Source organism: Brevundimonas sp. Root608, from assembly GCF_001427825.1.
Taxonomy (GTDB): Bacteria; Pseudomonadota; Alphaproteobacteria; order Caulobacterales; family Caulobacteraceae; genus Brevundimonas.
Map to the genome: position 1 here is coordinate 138,780 of NZ_LMGT01000001.1, position 17,695 is coordinate 156,474.

Genomic DNA, 17,695 nt, shown 5'->3' on the forward strand with positions numbered 1-17,695 from the left:
GGTCAGGCCGACAGACACACCACCTGCGCCACCCGCAGTTCGCGGCGCAGGTCGTCGGCGACGAGGCCGTAGTTGTCGATGGTGACGGTACGGCCCCTCAGCGGCTCGTCCGCCTTCTGCACGCCGCGGATGGCGGGGCCGAAGGTGTCGGGCGACGTGGTGTAGATCCGGCCGCGGCGCGGGCTTTCGGCAATGGTGACGCCGATGGCGCGGCCCTGACGGTCGAGCACGGGCGCGCCCGAGAGACCCGCCAGCGTGCCGCCCAGGCCGTCGGTGCGACCGACCTCGGCCCAGGCCAGGATGGGCTCGTCGCGCTGGCCGCGGCCGCGCACCCTCAGCGTCTCGCGGCCCAGAAGCCGGGAGGTGACCTCGCCCGCGCGCGCCTGCGGATAGCCGGGGTGGAAGGCGCGCTGGCCGGCGCGCAGGCCCTGCAGACTGGAAACGGGCACGGCGTCGGCGCCGCCCTGGGTGATCAGGACGGCGATGTCCGCGCGCGGCGCCAGCCGCACGTCGGCGGCGACGGCGCGTCCGCCGCCGACCAGGATGGCGGGCCGGCGGCAGCCCTCGACGACGTGGCGGGCCGTGACCCAGCGGCCGTCGCGCGAGACCGAGAAGGCCGTGCCCGAGGCGGGCTGGAACGGGATGTCCGGCGCGTTGACGGTGACGGCGGGATCGAACGGCGTCACCGGCCCCAGCAGGGCGCCCTCGATCTCGTCCGGCGCCGGCGGGGCGGGCGGGGCGTCGGCGTTCTCGCGCCGGTTCAGCGACAGGATCAGCAGGCCGCCCAGAACCGCCGAATAGATCAGCCAGTCGGGGGGACGGGGGAAGGCCATGGCGTCAGCCCGTCAGAGCCGCCGCCAGGATCAGGGCGGTCGACAGCTTGGCCCCGACCAGCAGGACGGCGGCGGCGACCTCGCCCTCGCGGATGCGCTGGGGCAGGCCGGTCAGGATCATGTCGACGAGACGGAACGACAGCAGCTGGATGACCACGGTGGCGACGCCCCACAGGGCGATGTCCTTGACCGAGGTGGAGACGCTGAGGCTGACCGCGAGCGGGATGGCCAGGCCGACCAGCACGCCGGAGAAGGCCACGGCCGCCGCGGCGTTGCCCTGACGGATCAGGGTGATCTCCTTCCACGGCGTGAGCAGGGCGTAGAGGATCGCGCCGCCGACCATCAGGGCCAGGGTCAGGCCCAGGTGCGCCATGGTGGTGGGGAAGCCGGTCGCGAAGGCCTGGACCTCGGCGCTTTCGAGCACGGTGGAGAGGGACGACGGGTCCATGTTGATCCGGGGGTCAGACGATCCCTGACGATTGCCCGGTTTTGGCCCCAATCCGCAAGCGCGGCGGCGCCACACCCGGTCACGAATCTTGTCGCGATGTAACCGGAGGTTAGGCGGCCTCGACCGCGCCTTCGATGGTCGCCTGTCCGGCCTTGCGCAGGGTGGAGGCGCGGACCTTCTCGCTCTCGGACTTGAGCTGGCCGCAGGCGGCGAGGATGTCGCGGCCGCGGGGGGTGCGGATCGGGCTGGCGTAACCGGCCTTGTTGAGAATGGCCGCGAACCGCTCGATCGTCTTCCAGTCCGAGCATTCGTAGTCCGTGCCGGGCCACGGGTTGAACGGGATCAGATTGACCTTGGCCGGAATGCCCTCGATCAGCTTCAGCAGGGCGCGGGCCTCGTCGGGGCTGTCGTTGACGCCCTTGAGCATCACGTATTCGAAGGTCACCCGTCGGGCGTTGGAAATCCCCGGATAGGCGCGGATGCCGGCCATCAGCTGGGCCAGGTCGTATTTCTTGTTCAGCGGCACCAGCACGTCGCGCAGGGCGTCGTTGGTGGCGTGCAGGCTGATCGCCAGCATGGCCTGGGTGCGGGTCCCGAGCGCGTCGAGCTGCGGCACGACGCCCGAGGTCGAGACGGTGATGCGGCGGCGCGACAGGGCGATGCCCTCATTGTCCGAGATGATGTCGATGGCGTCGGCGACGTGGTCGAGATTGTAGAGCGGCTCCCCCATGCCCATGAAGACGATGTTGGACAGGCGGCGATCTTCCTTGGGCGACGGCCATTCGCCGAGGTCGTCGCGGGCGACCTGGACCTGGGCCACGATCTCGGCGGCGGTCAGGTTGCGGACCAGCTTCTGGGTGCCCGTGTGGCAGAAGGTGCAGTTCAGGGTGCAGCCGACCTGGGACGAGACGCACAACGCGCCCGCACGGCCCACATCCGGGATGTAGACGGTCTCGATCTCGATGCCCGGGGCGGTGCGGATCAGCCATTTGCGGGTGCCGTCGTTCGACACCTGGCGCTCGACGATCTCCGGGCGGGCGAGGGTGAAGGCGGCGGCCAGCTTCCCTTGCGTGTCCTTGGCGATGTTGCTCATCGCGGCGAAGTCGGTGACGCCGTAGTGGTGAATCCAGCCCCAGACCTGACTGGCGCGCATCTTCGCCTTTTCCGGCGGGCAGATGTCGGCGTCGATCAGGGCCTGGCGCAGGCCCGCGCGCGTCAGACCGGAGAGGTTGACGGGCGCCGCCGGAGCGACGGCGGGCGTGCGGGAAAGGTCGAGCGTCAGGCTCAAGGGGGTCGGTCCTGCAGGAGGGAAGGCGGGGCTTATACCACAGATCGGGAAGGATTTAAGGCAGGCGGCGGCGCTACGGGTTTTGCCGGCCTTCCGTGAGGCTTTTCAGAAACGCCGCCACAACCCTCTCCGTCATCCTCGGGCTTGACCCGAGGATCGGGCGCCAGGCCGCACAATGATGGGTAGAGATCGAGCCAGCCAGGATTTCGATGCTCTATCAGCTGCATCTTCCACCCACGGTTCCAGCGCTTCAGCGCCTTCTCGCGACGGATAGCGGCTGTGATCAGTTCGAACGGCTGATACCAGACCAGCATGTTGCAGCCGTGGCGTTTGCTGAACCCGTCGATGGCGCCGTCCCGATGCTGGGCGCCTCGAGTGTAGAGGTTGCTGGTGACGCCAATGTACAGCACGCCGAACGGCCGACTGGCCTCGATATAGGTGGCTATGAACGGGCGGCGCTCGCTGTCCATCGACCGATCTGAGGAATGTCCGGCCCTCGGGTCAAGCCCGAGGGTGACGGACCTGTCAGGGTCTCAATCCGCCCCGTCCTCGATCACGTCGATGCGGTCGTCGTCGAGGCCGAAATGGTGGCCGATCTCGTGGATCAGGACGTGGGCGATGATCTCGGACAGGCCGACGTCGCCGCGCTCGCACCATTCGTCGAGGATCGGGCGGCGGTAGAGGAAGATGCGGCTGGCCTCTGCGGCCGGGCCCATCTGGTCGCGCAGGCCGATGTCGACGCCGTGATAGAGGCCGGTCAGTTCGAACGGGTCCTCCATCTCCATCATCGCCAGGGTCTCGTCGTCGGCGAAGTCGTCGACGCGGATGACCACCTCGCCCGCCAGCGACCGGAACGGTTCAGGCAGGGCGGCGAACGCCTCGCGCGCCAACCGGGCGAAGTCGTCGAGCGAGGGGGCGGATTGGTCGGTCCAGTCGGTCATGGGGATCAGGGATCAGGGATTAGGGACCAGGGATGAGGTTTGAAAGCACACTGGGGCGCGGTTGAGCACGATCTCGGCCATTTCCCGAACCCTAATCCCTAATCCCTAGTCCCTCGTCCCTCTTGAGGTATGGTTACCGAATCAGGGCGGGAGCTGAACGAATACGATGGCCGAGGCCGACATCGCCTATGTCGCGACCGCGGGCGCCGCGGGGCTGGCCCTGGCGCTCAGCGCCTGGGCGGCGCGGCTGCGCGGCCGGCTGGCGATCCGCCACCGCCGGGCCGAGTCCGAGCTCGCCCGCGCGCGCGCCGATCTGGCGGATTGCGACGGCGCCCTGGCGGCCTTCGAGGATGTGCGGCTGGCGCTGGCCCCCGACGGGCGGACGCGGCGGCTGGGTGCGGCGGCGGCCTGGGAGGCGGTGGTCCGCGATCTGGCGGCCGACGGCGAGGAGCCGGGCGATCCCGCCCTGGTCGTGCTGGACGCCGTGCGCGAGGGCGTGGGCCCGCGGCTCGACGCCCTGATCGACCAGGGCGAGGCGTTCGACGCGGTGCTGGAAGGCGCGACCGGGGCCTGGGCGGTCGAGGGCCGGTCCTCGGCCGGCGCGGCCTGGCTGAAAGTCTCACGACTGGGACTGGTGGGCACGGCGACCGAGAGCGGGCTGGGCCTGCTGGCCGATTCCTATCCGGCCCCGACTTGGATCACCGACGCGGCCGGGCGGCTGGCCTGGGCCAACAAGGCCTGGCTGACCGAGATGAAGGCCGACAGCGTCGAGACCGCGCGCGAAAAGGGACTGAGCTTCGACCGTGGGGCCGACGCCATCGTCGCCGAGGCGGGGCGCACCCGCCAGCATCAGGACGGCTTCCGCTGGACCACGGGCGGCGGGCGGCGCCGGGCCTGGCGCATCGTGGCCGAGCCGGTTCAGGGCGGGGCCGGAGCCGTGCTGGCCTTCGCGCTGGACATGACCGAGGCGGAAGAGACGCGCGACACCCTGCGCCGCCACGTCGAGGCGCATGACGAGACGCTGAACCACCTCGCGGACGCCGTCGCCATCTTCGGTCCGTCCAAGCGGCTGGCCTTCCACAACACCGCCTTCCAGACCCTGTTCAACATCGACCCGGCCTGGCTGGACGAACGGCCGACCCACGCCGAGCTGCTGGACAAGCTGCGCCAGCGCCGGCTGCTGCCCGAGGTCATCGACTACGCCGGCTGGAAGGCCAACGAGCTGGACTTCTATGGCGCGTCGGAAGCCGCGCCGGACGACAGCTGGTCCCTGCCCGACGGACGCACCCTGCGGGTCGTGCGCCAGCCGCATCCTTTGGGCGGCGTGCTGCTGCTGTTCTCCGACATCACCGACGAACTGAAGCTGCGCAGCCGGTTCAATGCCCAGATCCAGGTCCAGACGGCGACGCTGGACAAGCTGAACGACGCCGTCGCCGTGTTCGGCTCGGACGGGCGCATCCGGCTGCACAACGAGGCGTTCGACACCTTCTGGGGCGTCAGCGGTGATGCGATCGACGCGGCCGCCGACTTCGACGCCGTGGCCGCCCTGTGCCAGTCGACCATGCCCGATCCGGCCCTGTGGCTGGGGTTGAAGGCGCGGGTCGCCGACCCCGATCCCGAAAGCCGGGTGCCGATCGCGGGCGAGGGACGCACCACGGATGGCCGTATCGCGTCCTGGCTGACCCGGCCGCTGCCGGACGGCGCCACGCTGGTGGCCTTCTCGGACGTCACCGCCCGTCGCGGGCTGGAACAGGCGCTGGCGGCCAAGGCCCAGGCGCTGGAGGAGTCGACGGCGCTGAAGCGCGAGTTCGTCGGCAGCGTCTCCTATGAACTGCGCACGCCGCTGACGACCATCGTCGGCTATTCGGAACTGCTGGAGATGCAGGCCGATCTGCCCGAGCGCAGCCGTCAGCACGCGGGGGCCATCCGCGTCGCCGCCAGCCAGCTGGCCGGATCGATCGACGACGTTCTGGACATGGCCCAGATCGACGCGGGCGAGATGGAGCTGACGCTGGGCGACGTCCGGGTCAGCGACCTGCTGGACGACGCGGCGGAGAAGTCGCGGCCCCGGATCGAGGGCCGCGGCGCGACCCTGAGCGTGACCTGCCCGGCGGGCCTGCGGCCGATCCGCGCCGACGCCCAGCGCGTCGGTCAGGCGCTCGAGCATCTGCTGGACAACGCCGCCCGTTCGGTGTCCGAGGGCGGGGCCGTGACCCTGACGGCCGAGGCCACCGCGTCCGAGGTCCGCATCCGCGTCGAGGACAGCGGCCGGGGCATTCCCTACCACCTGCAGGCCCATGTCTTCGATCGCTTCGTGCGGCGCGAGCGGGGCGGGCCCGGGGTCGGACTGGCCCTGGTCAAGGCCCTGGTCGAGCTGCACGGCGGCTGGGCCGAGGTCGAGAGCGAGCCGGGCAAGGGCGCGGCCTTCATCCTGCATCTGCCGCTGGAAGCAGCGGGCGTAGCCGCGCCGCCGGAGTTGCGGCTCGGCTAGATTGGTTTAGAGCGGCGGAGAACGCAGGATTTCGCCCATGGCCAAACGTCTCAAGACCGCCCTGATCTACGACTTCGACGGCACGCTGGCGCGCGGCAACATGCAGGAGGTCAGCTTCATTCCGTCGATCGGGATGACGCCGAAACAGTTCTGGGACAGCGTCTTCCCCCAGACCCAGAAGGCCGATGGCGACGGCATCCTGATGTATATGCAGATGATGCTGCAGGCCGCGCGCGACAACGGCCAGCCGGTGACGAAACAGGCGCTGCGCGACCACGGCCAGGACGTGGCCCTGTTCGAGGGGCTGCGGGACATGAGCTGGTTCGAGCGGATGGACGCCTTCGGCGACCAGTTCGGCCTCGAGATCGAGCACTACATCATCTCGGCCGGCCTGACGGAGATGATCGAGGGCTGCCCGATCGCCAAGGCGTTCAAGCACGTCTACGCCTCGAAATACGTCTATGACGACAACGACGTGGCCATCTGGCCGGCGGTCGGCGTCAACTACACCACCAAGACCCAGTACCTTTTCCGCATCAACAAGGGCGTGTTCAACCACTGGGACGACGAGCGCATCAACCGCTTCATCCCGGACGACGAGCGGCCGATCCCGTTCGAGCGTATGATCTTCCTCGGCGACGGCGACACCGACGTGCCGACCATGAAGATGATGCACACCAAGGGCGGCTTCTCGATCGCGGTCTATGATCCCGAGACCACGCCGCGCGACACCACCAAGATCCACCGTCTGATCTCCGAGGACCGGGTCAATTTCGTCGCCGCCGCCGACTATCGCGAGGGCTCGCCCGTGGACCTGATCGTCAAGGGGCTGATCGGGCGGATCGCGGTCAATGCGGGCCGGATGCCGGCCGACGGCTGAGCCGGCAGATCACGAACCGGTCACGCGGGTTCACCGCCTGTCACGAAGCCGGGAACGCTCCGGACGGTCCGCCGGTTATGGCGGGGACGATCGTGAAACGGCGGCTCATCGCCGGCGATCGCCGGGAGGATCGCAGATGACACCCAGGATCGCCGCCCTCGCCGCCGCGAGCGCCTTCGCCCTGTCCGCCTGTTCGGGCCAGGACAACGCCCCGAGGGCCGACGCCGCCGCCGATGTCGCCGCCGACACGGCCGCCGAGGCTCCGGCGGCGGAGACGCCGGAGCCGCTCGACGGAAGCGCCACGGTTCCGGCCTCGCCCCCGCCGTCGGATGGAACGACCCCGCCGGGACAGACGCCGCCCACCCTGCCGACCGAACCGTCCACAACCTCGCCGGCCACCAGCCCGCCGCCCCGATAGGCCGCGTCAGCGCGAATTTCGGGCCAGCGCGCGCTGCTCTTCGATCGGTTGCGTCACACGGGTTCACGAATGCGTGAGAATTTCGCTTGCGCTTCCGCTCACGATCCCGTTATCTCCGGCATTGCGAGGATTCATGACCTCGCGTGACCTTCTGAAGGAAGAAAACCATGCGCATCACCGCTCTGATCGCCGCTTCGGCCGCCGCTCTGGCCCTGGCTGCTTGCCAACCCGCCGCCGAAGACAAGGCCGCTGACGCTTCGGCCGACGCCGCCGCCGCCGCCGACACCGCCACGGACGCTGCTGCGACCGCCGACGCTGCCGCCGCCGACGCCACTGCCGCCGCCGCGACCGCTTCGGACGCCGCTGCTGCTCCGGCCGCCGACGCCGCCATGGCCCCGGCTGCCCCGGCTGCTGAAGAAAAAGCCGCTCACTAAGAGCGACATCGACACGGCCTCCGGGCCTCGTTGAACGAAAGGGTCGCCCTCACGGGCGGCCCTTTTTTCTTGCGCGGGAACCGTAGCGGGAACATCGGTCGCCCGACGGGATTTCACCTGTGCAACAAGCTTGGCGGTCGGCGTCCTGATGGTCGGGACCCGCCGCCGGCAGCCACAAGGATTCTCTCATGCGCACCGCCGCCCTGATCGTCGCCGCCGCCGCGGCCTTCACCCTGTCCGCCTGCAACAAGCCCGCCGAAGATACGACCGAGGCGTCGACCGAAGCCGCCGAAGCCTCGGGTGCAGCCGCGGACACCGCCATGACCGCCGAAGGCTCGGCCGCCGAGGCCGCCTCCGCCGCGAACGCCGGTGGTTCGGGTTCGGGTTCGGGTTCGCGTTCGGGCGCGAGCACGGGTGGCCAGACCATGGCTCCGGCTTCGGGTTCGACCGTGTCGGACGGCGCCATGGCCCCGGCCGCCCAGCCCCCGGCCGGCGCCGGCACCACGGTCACCGAGACCGAACGCCGGCTGAACCCGCCGCAGAACAACCAGCCCGCCCAGTAAGGCCGGGACGACGAAGAGGGCCGTCCCCGTCCGGATTTCCGGGCCGGGGCGGCCCTTTTTTCTTGCGCGGCGGGCGCACCCGTATAGGCCGTCGCCATGGCCGACGACCGCTCGCCCCGCCTGATCTGGACCGAAGACGGCGCCCTCCGGTCCGGCCGGTTCGACGACGTCTATTTCTCGCAACAGGACGGACTGGCCGAGACGCGGGCGGTCTTTCTGACCGGCTGCGGCCTGCCGGAGGCGTGGAGCGGGCGCCGGCGGTTCACGGTGGCGGAACTGGGGTTCGGGACGGGGCTGAACATCGCCGCCCTGCTGGACCTGTGGCGCCGAGAGGGGCCGCCGGACGGGCGGCTGCATGTGTTTTCGGTCGAGGGCTTTCCGCTGGGGCGGGAAGAGGCGGCCCGGGCCCTGTCGGCCTGGCCCGAACTGGCCGGGGCGTCGGAGGCCCTGCTGGCGGCCTGGCCCGCGCCGACGCCGGGCTTTCACCGGCTCGACCTGCCGGGGTTCAACGCCGTCGTGGATCTGGCGATCGGCGACGTGGCGTGGGCGCTGGAGCAATGGGCGGGCCGGGCCGACGCCTGGTTCCTGGACGGGTTCGCGCCCTCGACCAATCCCGGCATGTGGTCCGATGCGGTGATGGACGGGATCGCGGCCCGATCGGCGCCGGGCGCGCGCGCCGCGACCTTCACCGTGGCGGGCTCGGTGCGGCGCGGCCTGGCCGGGCGCGGCTTCGCGGTCGCCAAACGGCCCGGACACGGGCGCAAGCGCGAACGGCTGGAGGCCTGGCTGCCCGGGGCGGCGAACGAGGCGGCGGCCGGCCCGTCCGTGGCCGTCGTCGGCGCCGGGATCGCCGGCGCGTCGATGGCGCGGGCCTTCGCCGCGCTGGGCGTCCGGCCCGTGGTGTATGAAGCGGACCGGCCCGGCGCGGGGGCGTCGGGCTTTCCGGCGGCCCTCGTCACCCCGCGGCTGGACGCCGGCGACGCCGGCATCGCGGCCCTGTTCGCCCAGGCGCTGGATCGGGCGCGCGCCCTTTACGCCGCCGCGCCGGGCGCCGTTCTGGACCGGGGCGTCCTGCAGCTGGAACAGCAAGCCCGGGATGCGGGGCGTTTCGGCAAGGTCGCGGAACAGCCGGTCTGGCCGGAGGGCGGCATGGCGGTGCTCGACGCGGCGGCGTGCTCGGCTCGCCTCGGAGAGCCCGTCGACGGCGGCCTGCTGATGGGCGAGGCGCTGGCGCTACAGCCCGCGCCGGTGCTGGCGCAATGGTTGACGCAAGCCGACCGGGCCACGGCCGAGGTGGCGGGAGTGGAGCCCCATGATGGAGGCTGGCGGCTGATCGCCGGCGACGGCGAAATCATCGCCGAAGCCGACATCGTCGTGGTCGCCGCCGGCTGGGGCGTCGCCGGCCTCTGGCCCGAAGCGCCGCTGTCGCCGGTGCGCGGCCAGGCCGACTGGGTCGAGGGCGTGGTCGCGCCGCCGGTCGCCTGGGGCGGTTATGCGGTCCCGACCGGCGAGGGCCTGCTGTTCGGGGCCACCCATGACCGGGGCGAGGTCGGAAAGGAGATCCGCCGCGCCGACAGCGAACGCAATCTGGCCGTGCTGGCCGCCCGGCTGCCGGGGCTGGCGGCGCGGGTAGAGGCGGCGGGGCCGGGACAGGCGCGCGCCGCCGTCCGCGCGACGACGCCCGACCGCCTGCCGCTGGCGGGGCCGGTTTCCGGTCGCCCGGGCCTGTTCGTTCTCGGCGGCCTTGGTTCGCGCGGCTTCTGCGCCGCGCCCCTGCTGGCCGAGCATGTCGCGGCCCTCGCCCTCGGCGCGCCGTCGCCCCTGCCGGCCGATCTGGCGGCGCGGGTCGACCCGGCGCGATGGCGGAAGACCGGGAGCCTTGCGCACCTGGTCGACAAGGCAGAAGGTTGACGGGCTGACCCTTCACAACCGGAGATCGCCATGCGTGCCGCCTTCACCGCCAGCGCCGTCGCCGTCGCCCTCGCAGCCTGCGCGCCCGTCGATCCCGGCGTGGGGCGGGCGGGCATGGCAGACGCCGGCGATCCGCCCCGGGCCCGCCAGTGCTTCAGCGTCGGCCAGGTCAACAACTACACCAAGGGCCGGCCGGACCAGGTCTTTCTGCGTGTGGGCCGCGACGCGGTCTATGAGCTGAACGCTGCGGGCGGCTGCCAGGATCTGGACTTCGCCCAGCAGGTGGCGCTGATCCCCGACGGCGGCATGGCCGGGTCGCGGCTGTGCACTGACGACTGGGCCAGGGTGGTCGTGGCCGGTTCGACCTCGCCTTCGACCGTCTGCCGCGTCCGCATCAGCCGCCAGTTGACCGCGGCGGAGGTGGCCGCCCTGCCGCCGCGCCACCGGCCCTAGGGTTCAGGGTTTCTGGGCGTAGCCCAGCCGCTGGTTCAGCTTTTCGATCAGGTCGATGGCCGTGTCGGCGATGACCGAGCCGGGCGGATAGACGGCGGCCGCGCCCATGTCGATCAGGGTCTGGACGTCCGACGGCGGGATGACCCCGCCGACCACGATCATGATGTCGGGACGGCCCAGCTTCTCCAGTTCGGCCTTCAGTTCGGGCACGAGCGTCAGGTGGCCGGCGGCCAATGACGAGGCGCCGACGGCGTGGACGTTGCGCGCCACCGCCTCCTTCGCCGCTTCGGACGGAGTCTGGAACAGCGAGCCGGCGACAGCCTCGAGCCCCAGGTCGCCATAGGCGGTGGCGATGACCTTCTGGCCGCGGTCGTGGCCGTCCTGGCCGAGCTTGGCGATCAGGATGCGCGGCGGGCCGCCGTCGTTCTCGACAAAGGCGGCGACCATGTCGCGGGCGCGGCTGATCTTCGGATCGGCGCCGGCTTCCCTGGCGTAGACGCCGGAGACGGTCTTCACGGTGGCGACGTGGCGGCCGAAGGCGGCCTCCAGCGCGTCGGAGATTTCGCCGACGGTGGCGCAGGCGCGGGCGGCCTGGACCGACAGCTCCAGCAGGTTGGCGGTCCCGCGCGCGCCCTCGGTCAGGGCGTCCAGCGCGGCCCGGGTCCTGGCCTCGTCGCGTTCGGCGCGAAGGCGTTTCAGCTTGTCGATCTGGGCCGTGAGGACGGCGGCGTTGTCGACCTTCAGCATGGGGATGTCGTCGACCGCGTCGGACAGATAGCGGTTCACGCCGACGACGGTCTGCTGGCCGGTGTCGATGCGGGCCTGGGTGCGGGCCGAGGCCTCCTCGATCCGCATCTTGGGCACGCCGGCCTCGATGGCTTTCGCCATGCCGCCCAAGGCCTCGACCTCGGCCATCAGGACGCGGGCCCTGTTCGCCAGTTCGTGGGTCAGGCGTTCGACGTAGAAGCTGCCGCCCCACGGGTCGATGACCGTCGTCAGGCCGGTCTCCATCTGCAGCAGCAGCTGGGTGTTGCGCGCGATCCGGGCCGAGAAGTCGGTCGGCAGGGCCAGCGCCTCGTCCAGCGCATTGGTGTGCAGGCTCTGGGTCTGGCCGCCGGCCGCGGCCATGGCCTCGACCATGGTGCGGGGCACGTTGTTGAACACGTCCTGCGCCGCCAGCGACCAGCCCGAGGTCTGGCAGTGGGCGCGCAGGGACAGCGACTTAGGATCCTTCGCGCCGAATTGCGAGACCGCTTCGGCCCACAGCAGGCGGCCGGCGCGCAGCTTGGCCACCTCCATGAAATAGTTCATGCCGATGGCCCAGAAGAAGCTCAGGCGCGGCGCGAACCGGTCCACGTCCATGCCCGCCGCGACCCCGGCCTTCAGATATTCGACCCCGTCGGCGAGGGTATAGGCCAGCTCCAGATCGGCCGAGGCCCCGGCCTCCTGCATGTGATAGCCGCTGATCGAGATGGAGTTGAATTTCGGGGTCTCGGCCGCGGTCCAGGCGAAGATGTCCGACACGATCCGCATCGAGGGCCCGGGCGGATAGATGTAGGTGTTGCGGACCATGAACTCCTTGAGGATGTCGTTCTGGATGGTCCCGGTCAGGGCCGCGTGCGGCACGCCCTGCTCCTCGGCGGCGACGACATAGAGGGCCAGGATCGGCAGGACGGCGCCGTTCATGGTCATCGACACGCTCATCTTGTCGAGCGGGATGCCGTCGAACAGGGTCCGCATGTCGTAGATGCTGTCGATGGCCACCCCGGCCATGCCGACATCGCCCTTCACCCGCGGGTGGTCGGAATCGTAGCCCCTGTGTGTGGCCAGATCGAAGGCGATCGACAGCCCCTTCTGACCGGCCGCGAGGTTGCGACGGTAGAAGGCGTTGGAGGCCTCGGCGGTCGAGAAGCCGGCGTACTGGCGGATGGTCCAGGGGTTGCCGGCGTACATGGTCGGATACGGACCGCGCACATAGGGGGCGATGCCCGGCAGGCCGTGGATGAAGTCGAGGCCCTCGACGGCGTCGGGGCCGTAGGCGGTTTCGACGGTCAGGCCTTCGGGCGTGTTCCACGCATCGCGGGTCGGGCCGGCGCCGGTGGGGTCGAGGTCGAGCGGGATTTTGGTGAAGTCGGGCGCGCTCATCGGCCGGCCTCCCAGGTTTCAGTCTCGAACGGGGCGGCGAACCGGATCGGGATCAGCGGATCGCAGGCGTCGCCGCCGGTCAAGCGGGCCGGCCGCGGCTCGGCCTCGAACGGCGCGGGGCGGGGCTCGGGATCGACGAATTTGGTCACGCCGACCAGATGCGCTGCGCCGCTCGCCAGCGCCGCCTCGCGCTCGGCCCGTGCGGCGGCGACGCGGTCCTGAATGTCGCCGGTGCGCAGGGCGACGATCAGGCCGCCCTCGCCCTCGATGCGCTGGAATTCGGCCCAGCCGGCCTCGGCCAGGTCGCGGGTGCGGGCGTCGAGGAACCACGAACCCGCCGCCGGATCGTCGACCCGGCCCAGATGGGCCTCCTCCATCAGCACGGCCTGGGTGTTGCGCGCCTGACGGCGGGCGAAGGCGTCGGAGCGGCCGTTGGCGCGCGACAGGCCGTCCAGCACCACGGCGTCCGCCCCGCCGATCGCCCCGGCGAAGCCGGCCGCCGTCAGCCGCAGCAGATTGGGCCAGGGGTCGCGGGCCGACAGCATGCGGCGCGACGAGCGGGCCTCGATGATCGCGGGCGTTTCGGCGCCGAACGCCTTGCCGATGGAGCGCCAGATCAGACGCAGGGCGCGGACCTTGGCGAGGCCGTCGAAATACTCCTGGTCGACCGAGACGGCGAGCACCGTCCCTTTCAGCGCCCGTTCCTCGGTCATTCCGGCGGCGACGGCCGCGCGGATCAGGGCGACGGCGTTGGCGGCGGCGAAGCCCAGTTCCTGGGCGATCGAGCCGCCGGCCTCATGCACGACCCGGCCGCCGGCGAGGAAGAAGCTGGCCTCGGGATAGGCGCCGGCGTGACGCGCCGCCGTATTGGCCGCCAGCGTCAGATGCTCCTCGATCGTGCGGGGGGCGGCGCCCGTTTCGGCGAAGGCCGACAGCGGGTCCATGTGGAACATCAGTTTCGCGCGCGGCGAGCCCTTGGCCGCAACGGCCAGGGCGTTGGCCGCCTCGGGGCCGTCGAGGCCGGCGTCCAGTCCGACCGCGGCCAACTCCAGCGCCACGCCGTCCAGCGCCCGCGACAGGGGCTCGGAGTCCGACAGGATTGCGCCCTTGAGCAGGATGGAGGCCGCGCCGCCTTCGAGGTCGGCAAGGGCCGCCGCATTGACTTCCGCCGCACCGTCGCCCTCGATCAGGGTCCGCACGTCCCAGGCCCGCCCATCCGCGTCCGAGGGCCGGGGCGCCGAAATCGCCGTGATCCCGCTCACGCCCGCATACAGGGGCCGCACCGCCAGACCGTCGGCGTCCAGATGCACCAGGCTTTCCAGCGGCCGGTCCTTCAGCGCCTTTTCGGCCAGGACGCGCCAGTCTGCGGGAGAGGGGGTCGGAAACAGGTCGGACATCCGCCTCCAATGCATCGCGGACGCGCGCCGGTCCAGACCCCGGCCAGGCCCGTCCGTCACCCGTCATGTTGCGGTTCCGCCGGCGGCTTCCAACATGCGGAGCGTCCCCCTGCCCCCGGAGCGCCCCATGGCCGACCTGTCCGCCTTCCCGATCACGCAGCGCTGGCCCGCCGCCCATCCCGACCGGTTGCAGCTCTATTCGCTGAACACCCCCAACGGGGTGAAGGTCTCGATCATGCTGGAAGAGATCGGCCTGCCGTATGAGGCGCATTTCATCGACATCGGCAAGAACGAGAGCTGGACGCCGGAATATCTGTCGCTGAACCCGAACGGGAAGATTCCGGCCATCATCGATCCCGACGGTCCGGGCGGGACGCCGCTGGCCCTGTTCGAATCCGGAGCCATCCTGATCTATCTGGCCGAGAAGACCGGCAAGCTGCTGTCGGCCGATCCGGCGACCCGGTACCAGACCATCCAGTGGGTCATGTTCCAGATGGGGGCGATCGGCCCGATGTTCGGGCAGCTCGGCTTCTTCCACAAATTCGCGGGCCGGGCGTACGAGGACAAGCGTCCGCTGCAGCGCTACGTCGCGGAGTCGAAGCGGCTGCTGGGCGTGCTCGAGACGCGGCTCGAGGGGCGCGACTGGATCATGGACGACTATTCGATCGCCGATGTCGCCACCCTGGGCTGGGTGCGCAATCTGATCGGCTTCTACGAGGCGCGCGACCTGGTCGGATTTGACAGCCTGAAGACCGTCCCGGCCTGGCTGGAGCGCGGGCTGGCGCGGCCGGCGGTGCGGCGCGGGCTGGAGATTCCGGCCCGACCCTAGCGTTTGCGGAAGCGTTTGGCCTCGGCGGCCATGCCGGCGCCCCAGGGTTCGGGCGTCGTGTCCTCGGGCTGGAACGGCAGTTCGCCGGCGACGCCGCGCATGGCCAGGGCCAGGGGCAGGGCGAAATGGCCCAGCATGCGCAGCGGCTTGCGCCGGTCGTCCGCGACATCCCAGCCCTCGGCGGCGAAGGCGTCGAGCAGGTCGAAACCTTCAAGATGCTGGATGTCGTCCCAGTCGGCGGGCAGGGCGATGGCTTCCGCCGCCTCGACGGTCAGGCCGAAGGCGGCCTGGGCCGTCGCATCGATGTCGGGGAATTCCGCGCGCGCGTCCGGATCGGCATGGCGCGGTTTCATCAGCGCCTTCATCTCCAGATCGGCGACGCCGGGCAGGTCGAGCAGGCGGCGAAGTTTCGGGCGGCTGTTCATGGTCACGGCTTGAACCCGCGGTCGCGCCTATGTCAACGAACCCTAGCGAGGGTCGAAGGACCGGGTTTCCGTCAGGGGCGCGATGAACAGCCGGTCGCAGCGCTGGCGGTCGTCGGTCAGAGGGATCGCCTCGAACGCCTCGCCGGAGGCGTCGAGCACCTCGGCGGCCATGGCGTCGAACGCCGCCTCATGTCCGGATCGTCGGAACAGCACGACCCCGTCCTTGGCGTCGAGAACGCCGTAAGCCGGAGAACCTTCGAGGAGGGTGTCGAGATTGAGGGCCATGACAGGGCAATCCCCGAAACGGCCGAAGGTTCAATCGCGGGCGGAGAACCGGCCGGCGCCGGTCGGGCGGGATTGTCAGGGAAGGAATGGTGGACGCGACAGGGATTGAACCTGTGACCCCCTCGATGTCAACGAGGTGCTCTCCCGCTGAGCTACGCATCCGCCAAGACGGTTCCGGACAGGTCCGGAACGGGAAGGAGCGGTCTATAACCCCTTGAGGGCGCTGACCGCAAGGGCGAAACCAGGGCGATTCGATCTCATCATCGTGACCGCCCGCGGCGGATTTCAGGCCGCCGCCACCATGCGTTCGACTTCGCCCACGAGGTCGCGAAGGTGGACGGGCTTGGACAGGACCTTGGCCTGCGGGCTGGCCTGGGCGGCGCTGAGCGCCACGGCCGCGAAACCGGTGATGAACATGATGCGGATGCCGGGCTGGCGGGCGGCGGCGACGCGCGCCACCTCGATGCCGTCGGCGCCGGGCATGACGATGTCGGTCAGCAGCAGGTCCCACGGGCCCTGGTCGAGGGCGTCGATGGCGTCGTCGCCGTTCTCGCAGTCGACCACGGAATGGCCGGCCCGCTCCAGGGCGCGGGTCAGGAACCCGCGCAGGGAGTGGTCGTCCTCGGCCAGAAGAATGCGCGCCATGTGATTTTCGCCCCGGATCGTCTTTACGCCAAGCTAGGCCCGCACTGGTAAACCCGCCATGAAAATCAGCGGCATGCCACCGCCGTCCCCTGTGGATGACGCGCTGAAACAGGCTATGGCTGCGGCATGAATTCAGCAGACGGCAGCGGGGATCACGCGGACGACGGGGCCGGTTTCGCCCTGGTGCGGCCCGCCGCGCCCGGTCGGTTCGTCTTCGCCTCGCCCCATTCCGGCGGGCTGTACCCGGCCGACATGGGCGCCGATCCGGCTCTGCCCGAGGCCAGCCTGCGCAGCGCCGAGGACGCCCTCGTCGACCGGCTGATCGCGCCGGGCGCGGAGGGCGGCGCGGCGCTGGTGCTGGGGCGGCTGGGCCGGGCCTATGTCGATCTCAACCGCGATCCCGCCGATCTGGACCCGGCGCTGATCGAGGGGGCCGGCGCCGGCGCGGGGTCTCCGCGAACGGCGGCGGGCTATGGCGTCATCCCCCGGCTGAGCGGCGACGGACTTCCGCTGTACGCGCGCCGGCTGACGCTGGACGAGGCGCGCGAACGGATCGCCCGGGTGCACGCCCCCTATCACGCGGCGCTCGGCGAGCAGATGCAGGCGGCCCGGGCGCGGCGCGGCGAGGCGGTGCTGGTGGACTGGCATTCGATGCCCGCGCGGGCGACGCAGGCCGCCGGCGGCGCGCGGGGGCCCGACGTGGTGCTGGGCGACCGGCACGGATCGTCCTGTTCGGCGGACCTGACGCGGCGGCTGCGGCGGGCCTTTGAGGGGCTGGGCTGGCGGGTGGCGCTGAATCAGCCCTATGCGGGCGGCTGGACGACCCAGGCCTGGGGGCGGCCCGCCGAGGGGTTTCACGCCATCCAGATCGAACTGAACCGCGCCCTGTATTTCGACGAGGCGTCCCGGACCCCGTCCGCGGGCTGGTCCCGGACACAGAAGGGCGTCGCCCGGGTGATCGCGGGCTTGCTGGCCGACGACGTTTGACGCCTCTAGCCGACGGGCGGGGCGGGCGTCGGCGCTTGCGGCGCCGCCATCTCGTCGCAGCAGTCATCCTTGCAGCAGCAGCCGGCGATCGTGCCGGCGGCGGCGGCGCCGGCCACCAGCAGGACAGCGGCGCCGGCGGCGATGGCGAGTCTGGATCGAATGGTCATGATCGTCCCCTGTGCGATATCGACAGGAAACCTAGCACCGTCGCCCGCCGCGCGACAAAAAAAGCCGCGCCCGAAGGCGCGGCATTAAAGTCTTTAGGGAGGAAACGCCCAGGAAGGGCATGACGCCCGGAGGCGTCGAAAACCAAGCTAGTGTG

At 70.9% G+C, this 17,695-nt stretch carries 20 protein-coding genes and 1 tRNA gene; 9 read left to right on the forward strand and 12 right to left on the reverse strand.

What is annotated here, in order from left to right; all coding sequences use genetic code 11:
• Positions 1–2: 2 nt before the first annotated feature.
• The 5 genes from ASD59_RS00715 to ASD59_RS00730 all read right to left on the reverse strand — a co-directional run bounded on the left by ASD59_RS00715 (position 3) and on the right by ASD59_RS00730 (position 3,510).
• On the reverse strand, positions 3–833 hold the full coding sequence (locus ASD59_RS00715; RefSeq protein WP_055826829.1) for a S1 family peptidase: 831 nt from the start codon (positions 831–833) through the stop codon (positions 3–5).
• Positions 834–837: 4 nt separating this feature from the next.
• On the reverse strand, positions 838–1,281 hold the full coding sequence (locus ASD59_RS00720; protein WP_055826832.1) for a DUF350 domain-containing protein: 444 nt from the start codon (positions 1,279–1,281) through the stop codon (positions 838–840).
• Positions 1,282–1,390: 109 nt separating this feature from the next.
• The gene (rlmN, locus tag ASD59_RS00725; protein WP_055826836.1) at positions 1,391–2,569 is read right to left on the reverse strand and encodes a 23S rRNA (adenine(2503)-C(2))-methyltransferase RlmN; all 1,179 of its coding nucleotides are present in this window, start codon (positions 2,567–2,569) and stop codon (positions 1,391–1,393) included.
• 32 nt (positions 2,570–2,601) lie between these two features.
• Complete coding sequence (locus ASD59_RS13770; RefSeq protein WP_082559991.1) at positions 2,602–3,039, reverse strand: GIY-YIG nuclease family protein; 438 nt, start codon at positions 3,037–3,039, stop codon at positions 2,602–2,604.
• Between the two features lie 63 nt (positions 3,040–3,102).
• Positions 3,103–3,510, reverse strand: coding sequence for a metallopeptidase family protein (locus tag ASD59_RS00730; protein ID WP_055826838.1), 408 nt, complete (start codon positions 3,508–3,510; stop codon positions 3,103–3,105).
• A 166-nt stretch (positions 3,511–3,676) separates the two neighbouring features.
• On the opposite strand from ASD59_RS00730, the gene ASD59_RS00735 reads away from it, so the two are divergent.
• From ASD59_RS00735 to ASD59_RS00765, 7 genes are all read left to right on the forward strand, one after another.
• Positions 3,677–6,001, forward strand: coding sequence for a sensor histidine kinase (locus tag ASD59_RS00735; RefSeq protein WP_055826842.1), 2,325 nt, complete (start codon positions 3,677–3,679; stop codon positions 5,999–6,001).
• A 37-nt stretch (positions 6,002–6,038) separates the two neighbouring features.
• Positions 6,039–6,881, forward strand: coding sequence for a haloacid dehalogenase-like hydrolase (locus ASD59_RS00740; protein WP_055826845.1), 843 nt, complete (start codon positions 6,039–6,041; stop codon positions 6,879–6,881).
• A gap of 136 nt (positions 6,882–7,017) precedes the next feature.
• On the forward strand, positions 7,018–7,299 hold the full coding sequence (locus ASD59_RS14650) for a hypothetical protein (protein WP_055826847.1): 282 nt from the start codon (positions 7,018–7,020) through the stop codon (positions 7,297–7,299).
• A gap of 167 nt (positions 7,300–7,466) precedes the next feature.
• Positions 7,467–7,733: a hypothetical protein gene (locus tag ASD59_RS00750; RefSeq protein ID WP_055826850.1), complete on the forward strand. Its 267-nt coding sequence runs from the start codon at positions 7,467–7,469 to the stop codon at positions 7,731–7,733.
• Between the two features lie 188 nt (positions 7,734–7,921).
• The gene (locus ASD59_RS00755) at positions 7,922–8,296 is read left to right on the forward strand and encodes a hypothetical protein (RefSeq protein WP_055826853.1); all 375 of its coding nucleotides are present in this window, start codon (positions 7,922–7,924) and stop codon (positions 8,294–8,296) included.
• A gap of 96 nt (positions 8,297–8,392) precedes the next feature.
• Positions 8,393–10,207: a tRNA (5-methylaminomethyl-2-thiouridine)(34)-methyltransferase MnmD gene (gene mnmD / locus ASD59_RS00760; protein ID WP_055826856.1), complete on the forward strand. Its 1,815-nt coding sequence runs from the start codon at positions 8,393–8,395 to the stop codon at positions 10,205–10,207.
• A gap of 30 nt (positions 10,208–10,237) precedes the next feature.
• Positions 10,238–10,660: a DUF6491 family protein gene (locus ASD59_RS00765; RefSeq protein WP_055826860.1), complete on the forward strand. Its 423-nt coding sequence runs from the start codon at positions 10,238–10,240 to the stop codon at positions 10,658–10,660.
• A 3-nt stretch (positions 10,661–10,663) separates the two neighbouring features.
• On the opposite strand, the gene scpA is transcribed toward ASD59_RS00765, so the two are convergent.
• Both scpA and ASD59_RS00775 read right to left on the reverse strand, forming a co-directional pair.
• Entirely contained in the window at positions 10,664–12,805 is a 2,142-nt protein-coding gene (scpA, locus tag ASD59_RS00770; RefSeq protein WP_055826863.1) for a methylmalonyl-CoA mutase, read from the reverse strand.
• Complete coding sequence (locus ASD59_RS00775; RefSeq protein WP_055826866.1) at positions 12,802–14,202, reverse strand: methylmalonyl-CoA mutase family protein; 1,401 nt, start codon at positions 14,200–14,202, stop codon at positions 12,802–12,804. The genes scpA and ASD59_RS00775 overlap by 4 nt, the downstream gene beginning before the upstream one ends.
• Before the next feature lie 127 nt (positions 14,203–14,329).
• Here ASD59_RS00775 and ASD59_RS00780 point away from each other — a divergent pair, with 127 nt between their 5' ends.
• Positions 14,330–15,031 (forward strand): glutathione S-transferase N-terminal domain-containing protein, encoded by a 702-nt coding sequence (locus ASD59_RS00780; protein WP_055826869.1) that lies wholly within the window; start codon positions 14,330–14,332, stop codon positions 15,029–15,031.
• Here the strand turns inward: ASD59_RS00780 and ASD59_RS00785 are convergent.
• The 4 genes from ASD59_RS00785 to cpdR form a co-directional block, all read right to left on the reverse strand.
• Positions 15,028–15,456: a hypothetical protein gene (locus ASD59_RS00785; protein WP_055826872.1), complete on the reverse strand. Its 429-nt coding sequence runs from the start codon at positions 15,454–15,456 to the stop codon at positions 15,028–15,030. The two genes, ASD59_RS00780 and ASD59_RS00785, sit on opposite strands and share 4 nt — an antisense overlap.
• Positions 15,457–15,498: 42 nt before the next feature.
• On the reverse strand, positions 15,499–15,741 hold the full coding sequence (locus ASD59_RS00790) for a hypothetical protein (RefSeq protein ID WP_055826875.1): 243 nt from the start codon (positions 15,739–15,741) through the stop codon (positions 15,499–15,501).
• Positions 15,742–15,828: 87 nt separating this feature from the next.
• Positions 15,829–15,903: transfer RNA gene (locus ASD59_RS00795), tRNA-Val, on the reverse strand.
• A gap of 123 nt (positions 15,904–16,026) precedes the next feature.
• A complete protein-coding gene (cpdR, locus tag ASD59_RS00800; protein ID WP_055826880.1) occupies positions 16,027–16,386 on the reverse strand; it encodes a cell cycle two-component system response regulator CpdR in 360 nt (119 codons plus the stop codon).
• Positions 16,387–16,512: 126 nt separating this feature from the next.
• Here cpdR and ASD59_RS00805 point away from each other — a divergent pair, with 126 nt between their 5' ends.
• Positions 16,513–17,373 (forward strand): N-formylglutamate amidohydrolase, encoded by an 861-nt coding sequence (locus ASD59_RS00805; protein ID WP_055826883.1) that lies wholly within the window; start codon positions 16,513–16,515, stop codon positions 17,371–17,373.
• 5 nt (positions 17,374–17,378) lie between these two features.
• On the opposite strand, the gene ASD59_RS14095 is transcribed toward ASD59_RS00805, so the two are convergent.
• The gene (locus tag ASD59_RS14095) at positions 17,379–17,540 is read right to left on the reverse strand and encodes a hypothetical protein (RefSeq protein WP_156376871.1); all 162 of its coding nucleotides are present in this window, start codon (positions 17,538–17,540) and stop codon (positions 17,379–17,381) included.
• Between the last annotated feature and the right edge of the window lie 155 nt (positions 17,541–17,695).

Bases quoted from the DNA above. Each gene is read 5' to 3' on its own strand.
- ASD59_RS00715 (WP_055826829.1), bottom strand. From the start codon at position 833: ATGGCCTTCCCCCGTCCCCCCGACTGGCTGATCTATTCGGCGGTTCTG.
- ASD59_RS00720 (WP_055826832.1), bottom strand. From the start codon at position 1,281: ATGGACCCGTCGTCCCTCTCCACCGTGCTCGAAAGCGCCGAGGTCCAG.
- ASD59_RS13770 (WP_082559991.1), bottom strand. From the start codon at position 3,039: ATGGACAGCGAGCGCCGCCCGTTCATAGCCACCTATATCGAGGCCAGT.
- ASD59_RS00730 (WP_055826838.1), bottom strand. From the start codon at position 3,510: ATGACCGACTGGACCGACCAATCCGCCCCCTCGCTCGACGACTTCGCC.
- ASD59_RS00735 (WP_055826842.1), top strand. From the start codon at position 3,677: ATGGCCGAGGCCGACATCGCCTATGTCGCGACCGCGGGCGCCGCGGGG.
- ASD59_RS00740 (WP_055826845.1), top strand. From the start codon at position 6,039: ATGGCCAAACGTCTCAAGACCGCCCTGATCTACGACTTCGACGGCACG.
- ASD59_RS14650 (WP_055826847.1), top strand. From the start codon at position 7,018: ATGACACCCAGGATCGCCGCCCTCGCCGCCGCGAGCGCCTTCGCCCTG.
- ASD59_RS00750 (WP_055826850.1), top strand. From the start codon at position 7,467: ATGCGCATCACCGCTCTGATCGCCGCTTCGGCCGCCGCTCTGGCCCTG.
- ASD59_RS00755 (WP_055826853.1), top strand. From the start codon at position 7,922: ATGCGCACCGCCGCCCTGATCGTCGCCGCCGCCGCGGCCTTCACCCTG.
- mnmD (WP_055826856.1), top strand. From the start codon at position 8,393: ATGGCCGACGACCGCTCGCCCCGCCTGATCTGGACCGAAGACGGCGCC.
- ASD59_RS00765 (WP_055826860.1), top strand. From the start codon at position 10,238: ATGCGTGCCGCCTTCACCGCCAGCGCCGTCGCCGTCGCCCTCGCAGCC.
- scpA (WP_055826863.1), bottom strand. From the start codon at position 12,805: ATGAGCGCGCCCGACTTCACCAAAATCCCGCTCGACCTCGACCCCACC.
- ASD59_RS00775 (WP_055826866.1), bottom strand. From the start codon at position 14,202: ATGTCCGACCTGTTTCCGACCCCCTCTCCCGCAGACTGGCGCGTCCTG.
- ASD59_RS00780 (WP_055826869.1), top strand. From the start codon at position 14,330: ATGGCCGACCTGTCCGCCTTCCCGATCACGCAGCGCTGGCCCGCCGCC.
- ASD59_RS00785 (WP_055826872.1), bottom strand. From the start codon at position 15,456: ATGAACAGCCGCCCGAAACTTCGCCGCCTGCTCGACCTGCCCGGCGTC.
- ASD59_RS00790 (WP_055826875.1), bottom strand. From the start codon at position 15,741: ATGGCCCTCAATCTCGACACCCTCCTCGAAGGTTCTCCGGCTTACGGC.
- cpdR (WP_055826880.1), bottom strand. From the start codon at position 16,386: ATGGCGCGCATTCTTCTGGCCGAGGACGACCACTCCCTGCGCGGGTTC.
- ASD59_RS00805 (WP_055826883.1), top strand. From the start codon at position 16,513: ATGAATTCAGCAGACGGCAGCGGGGATCACGCGGACGACGGGGCCGGT.
- ASD59_RS14095 (WP_156376871.1), bottom strand. From the start codon at position 17,540: ATGACCATTCGATCCAGACTCGCCATCGCCGCCGGCGCCGCTGTCCTG.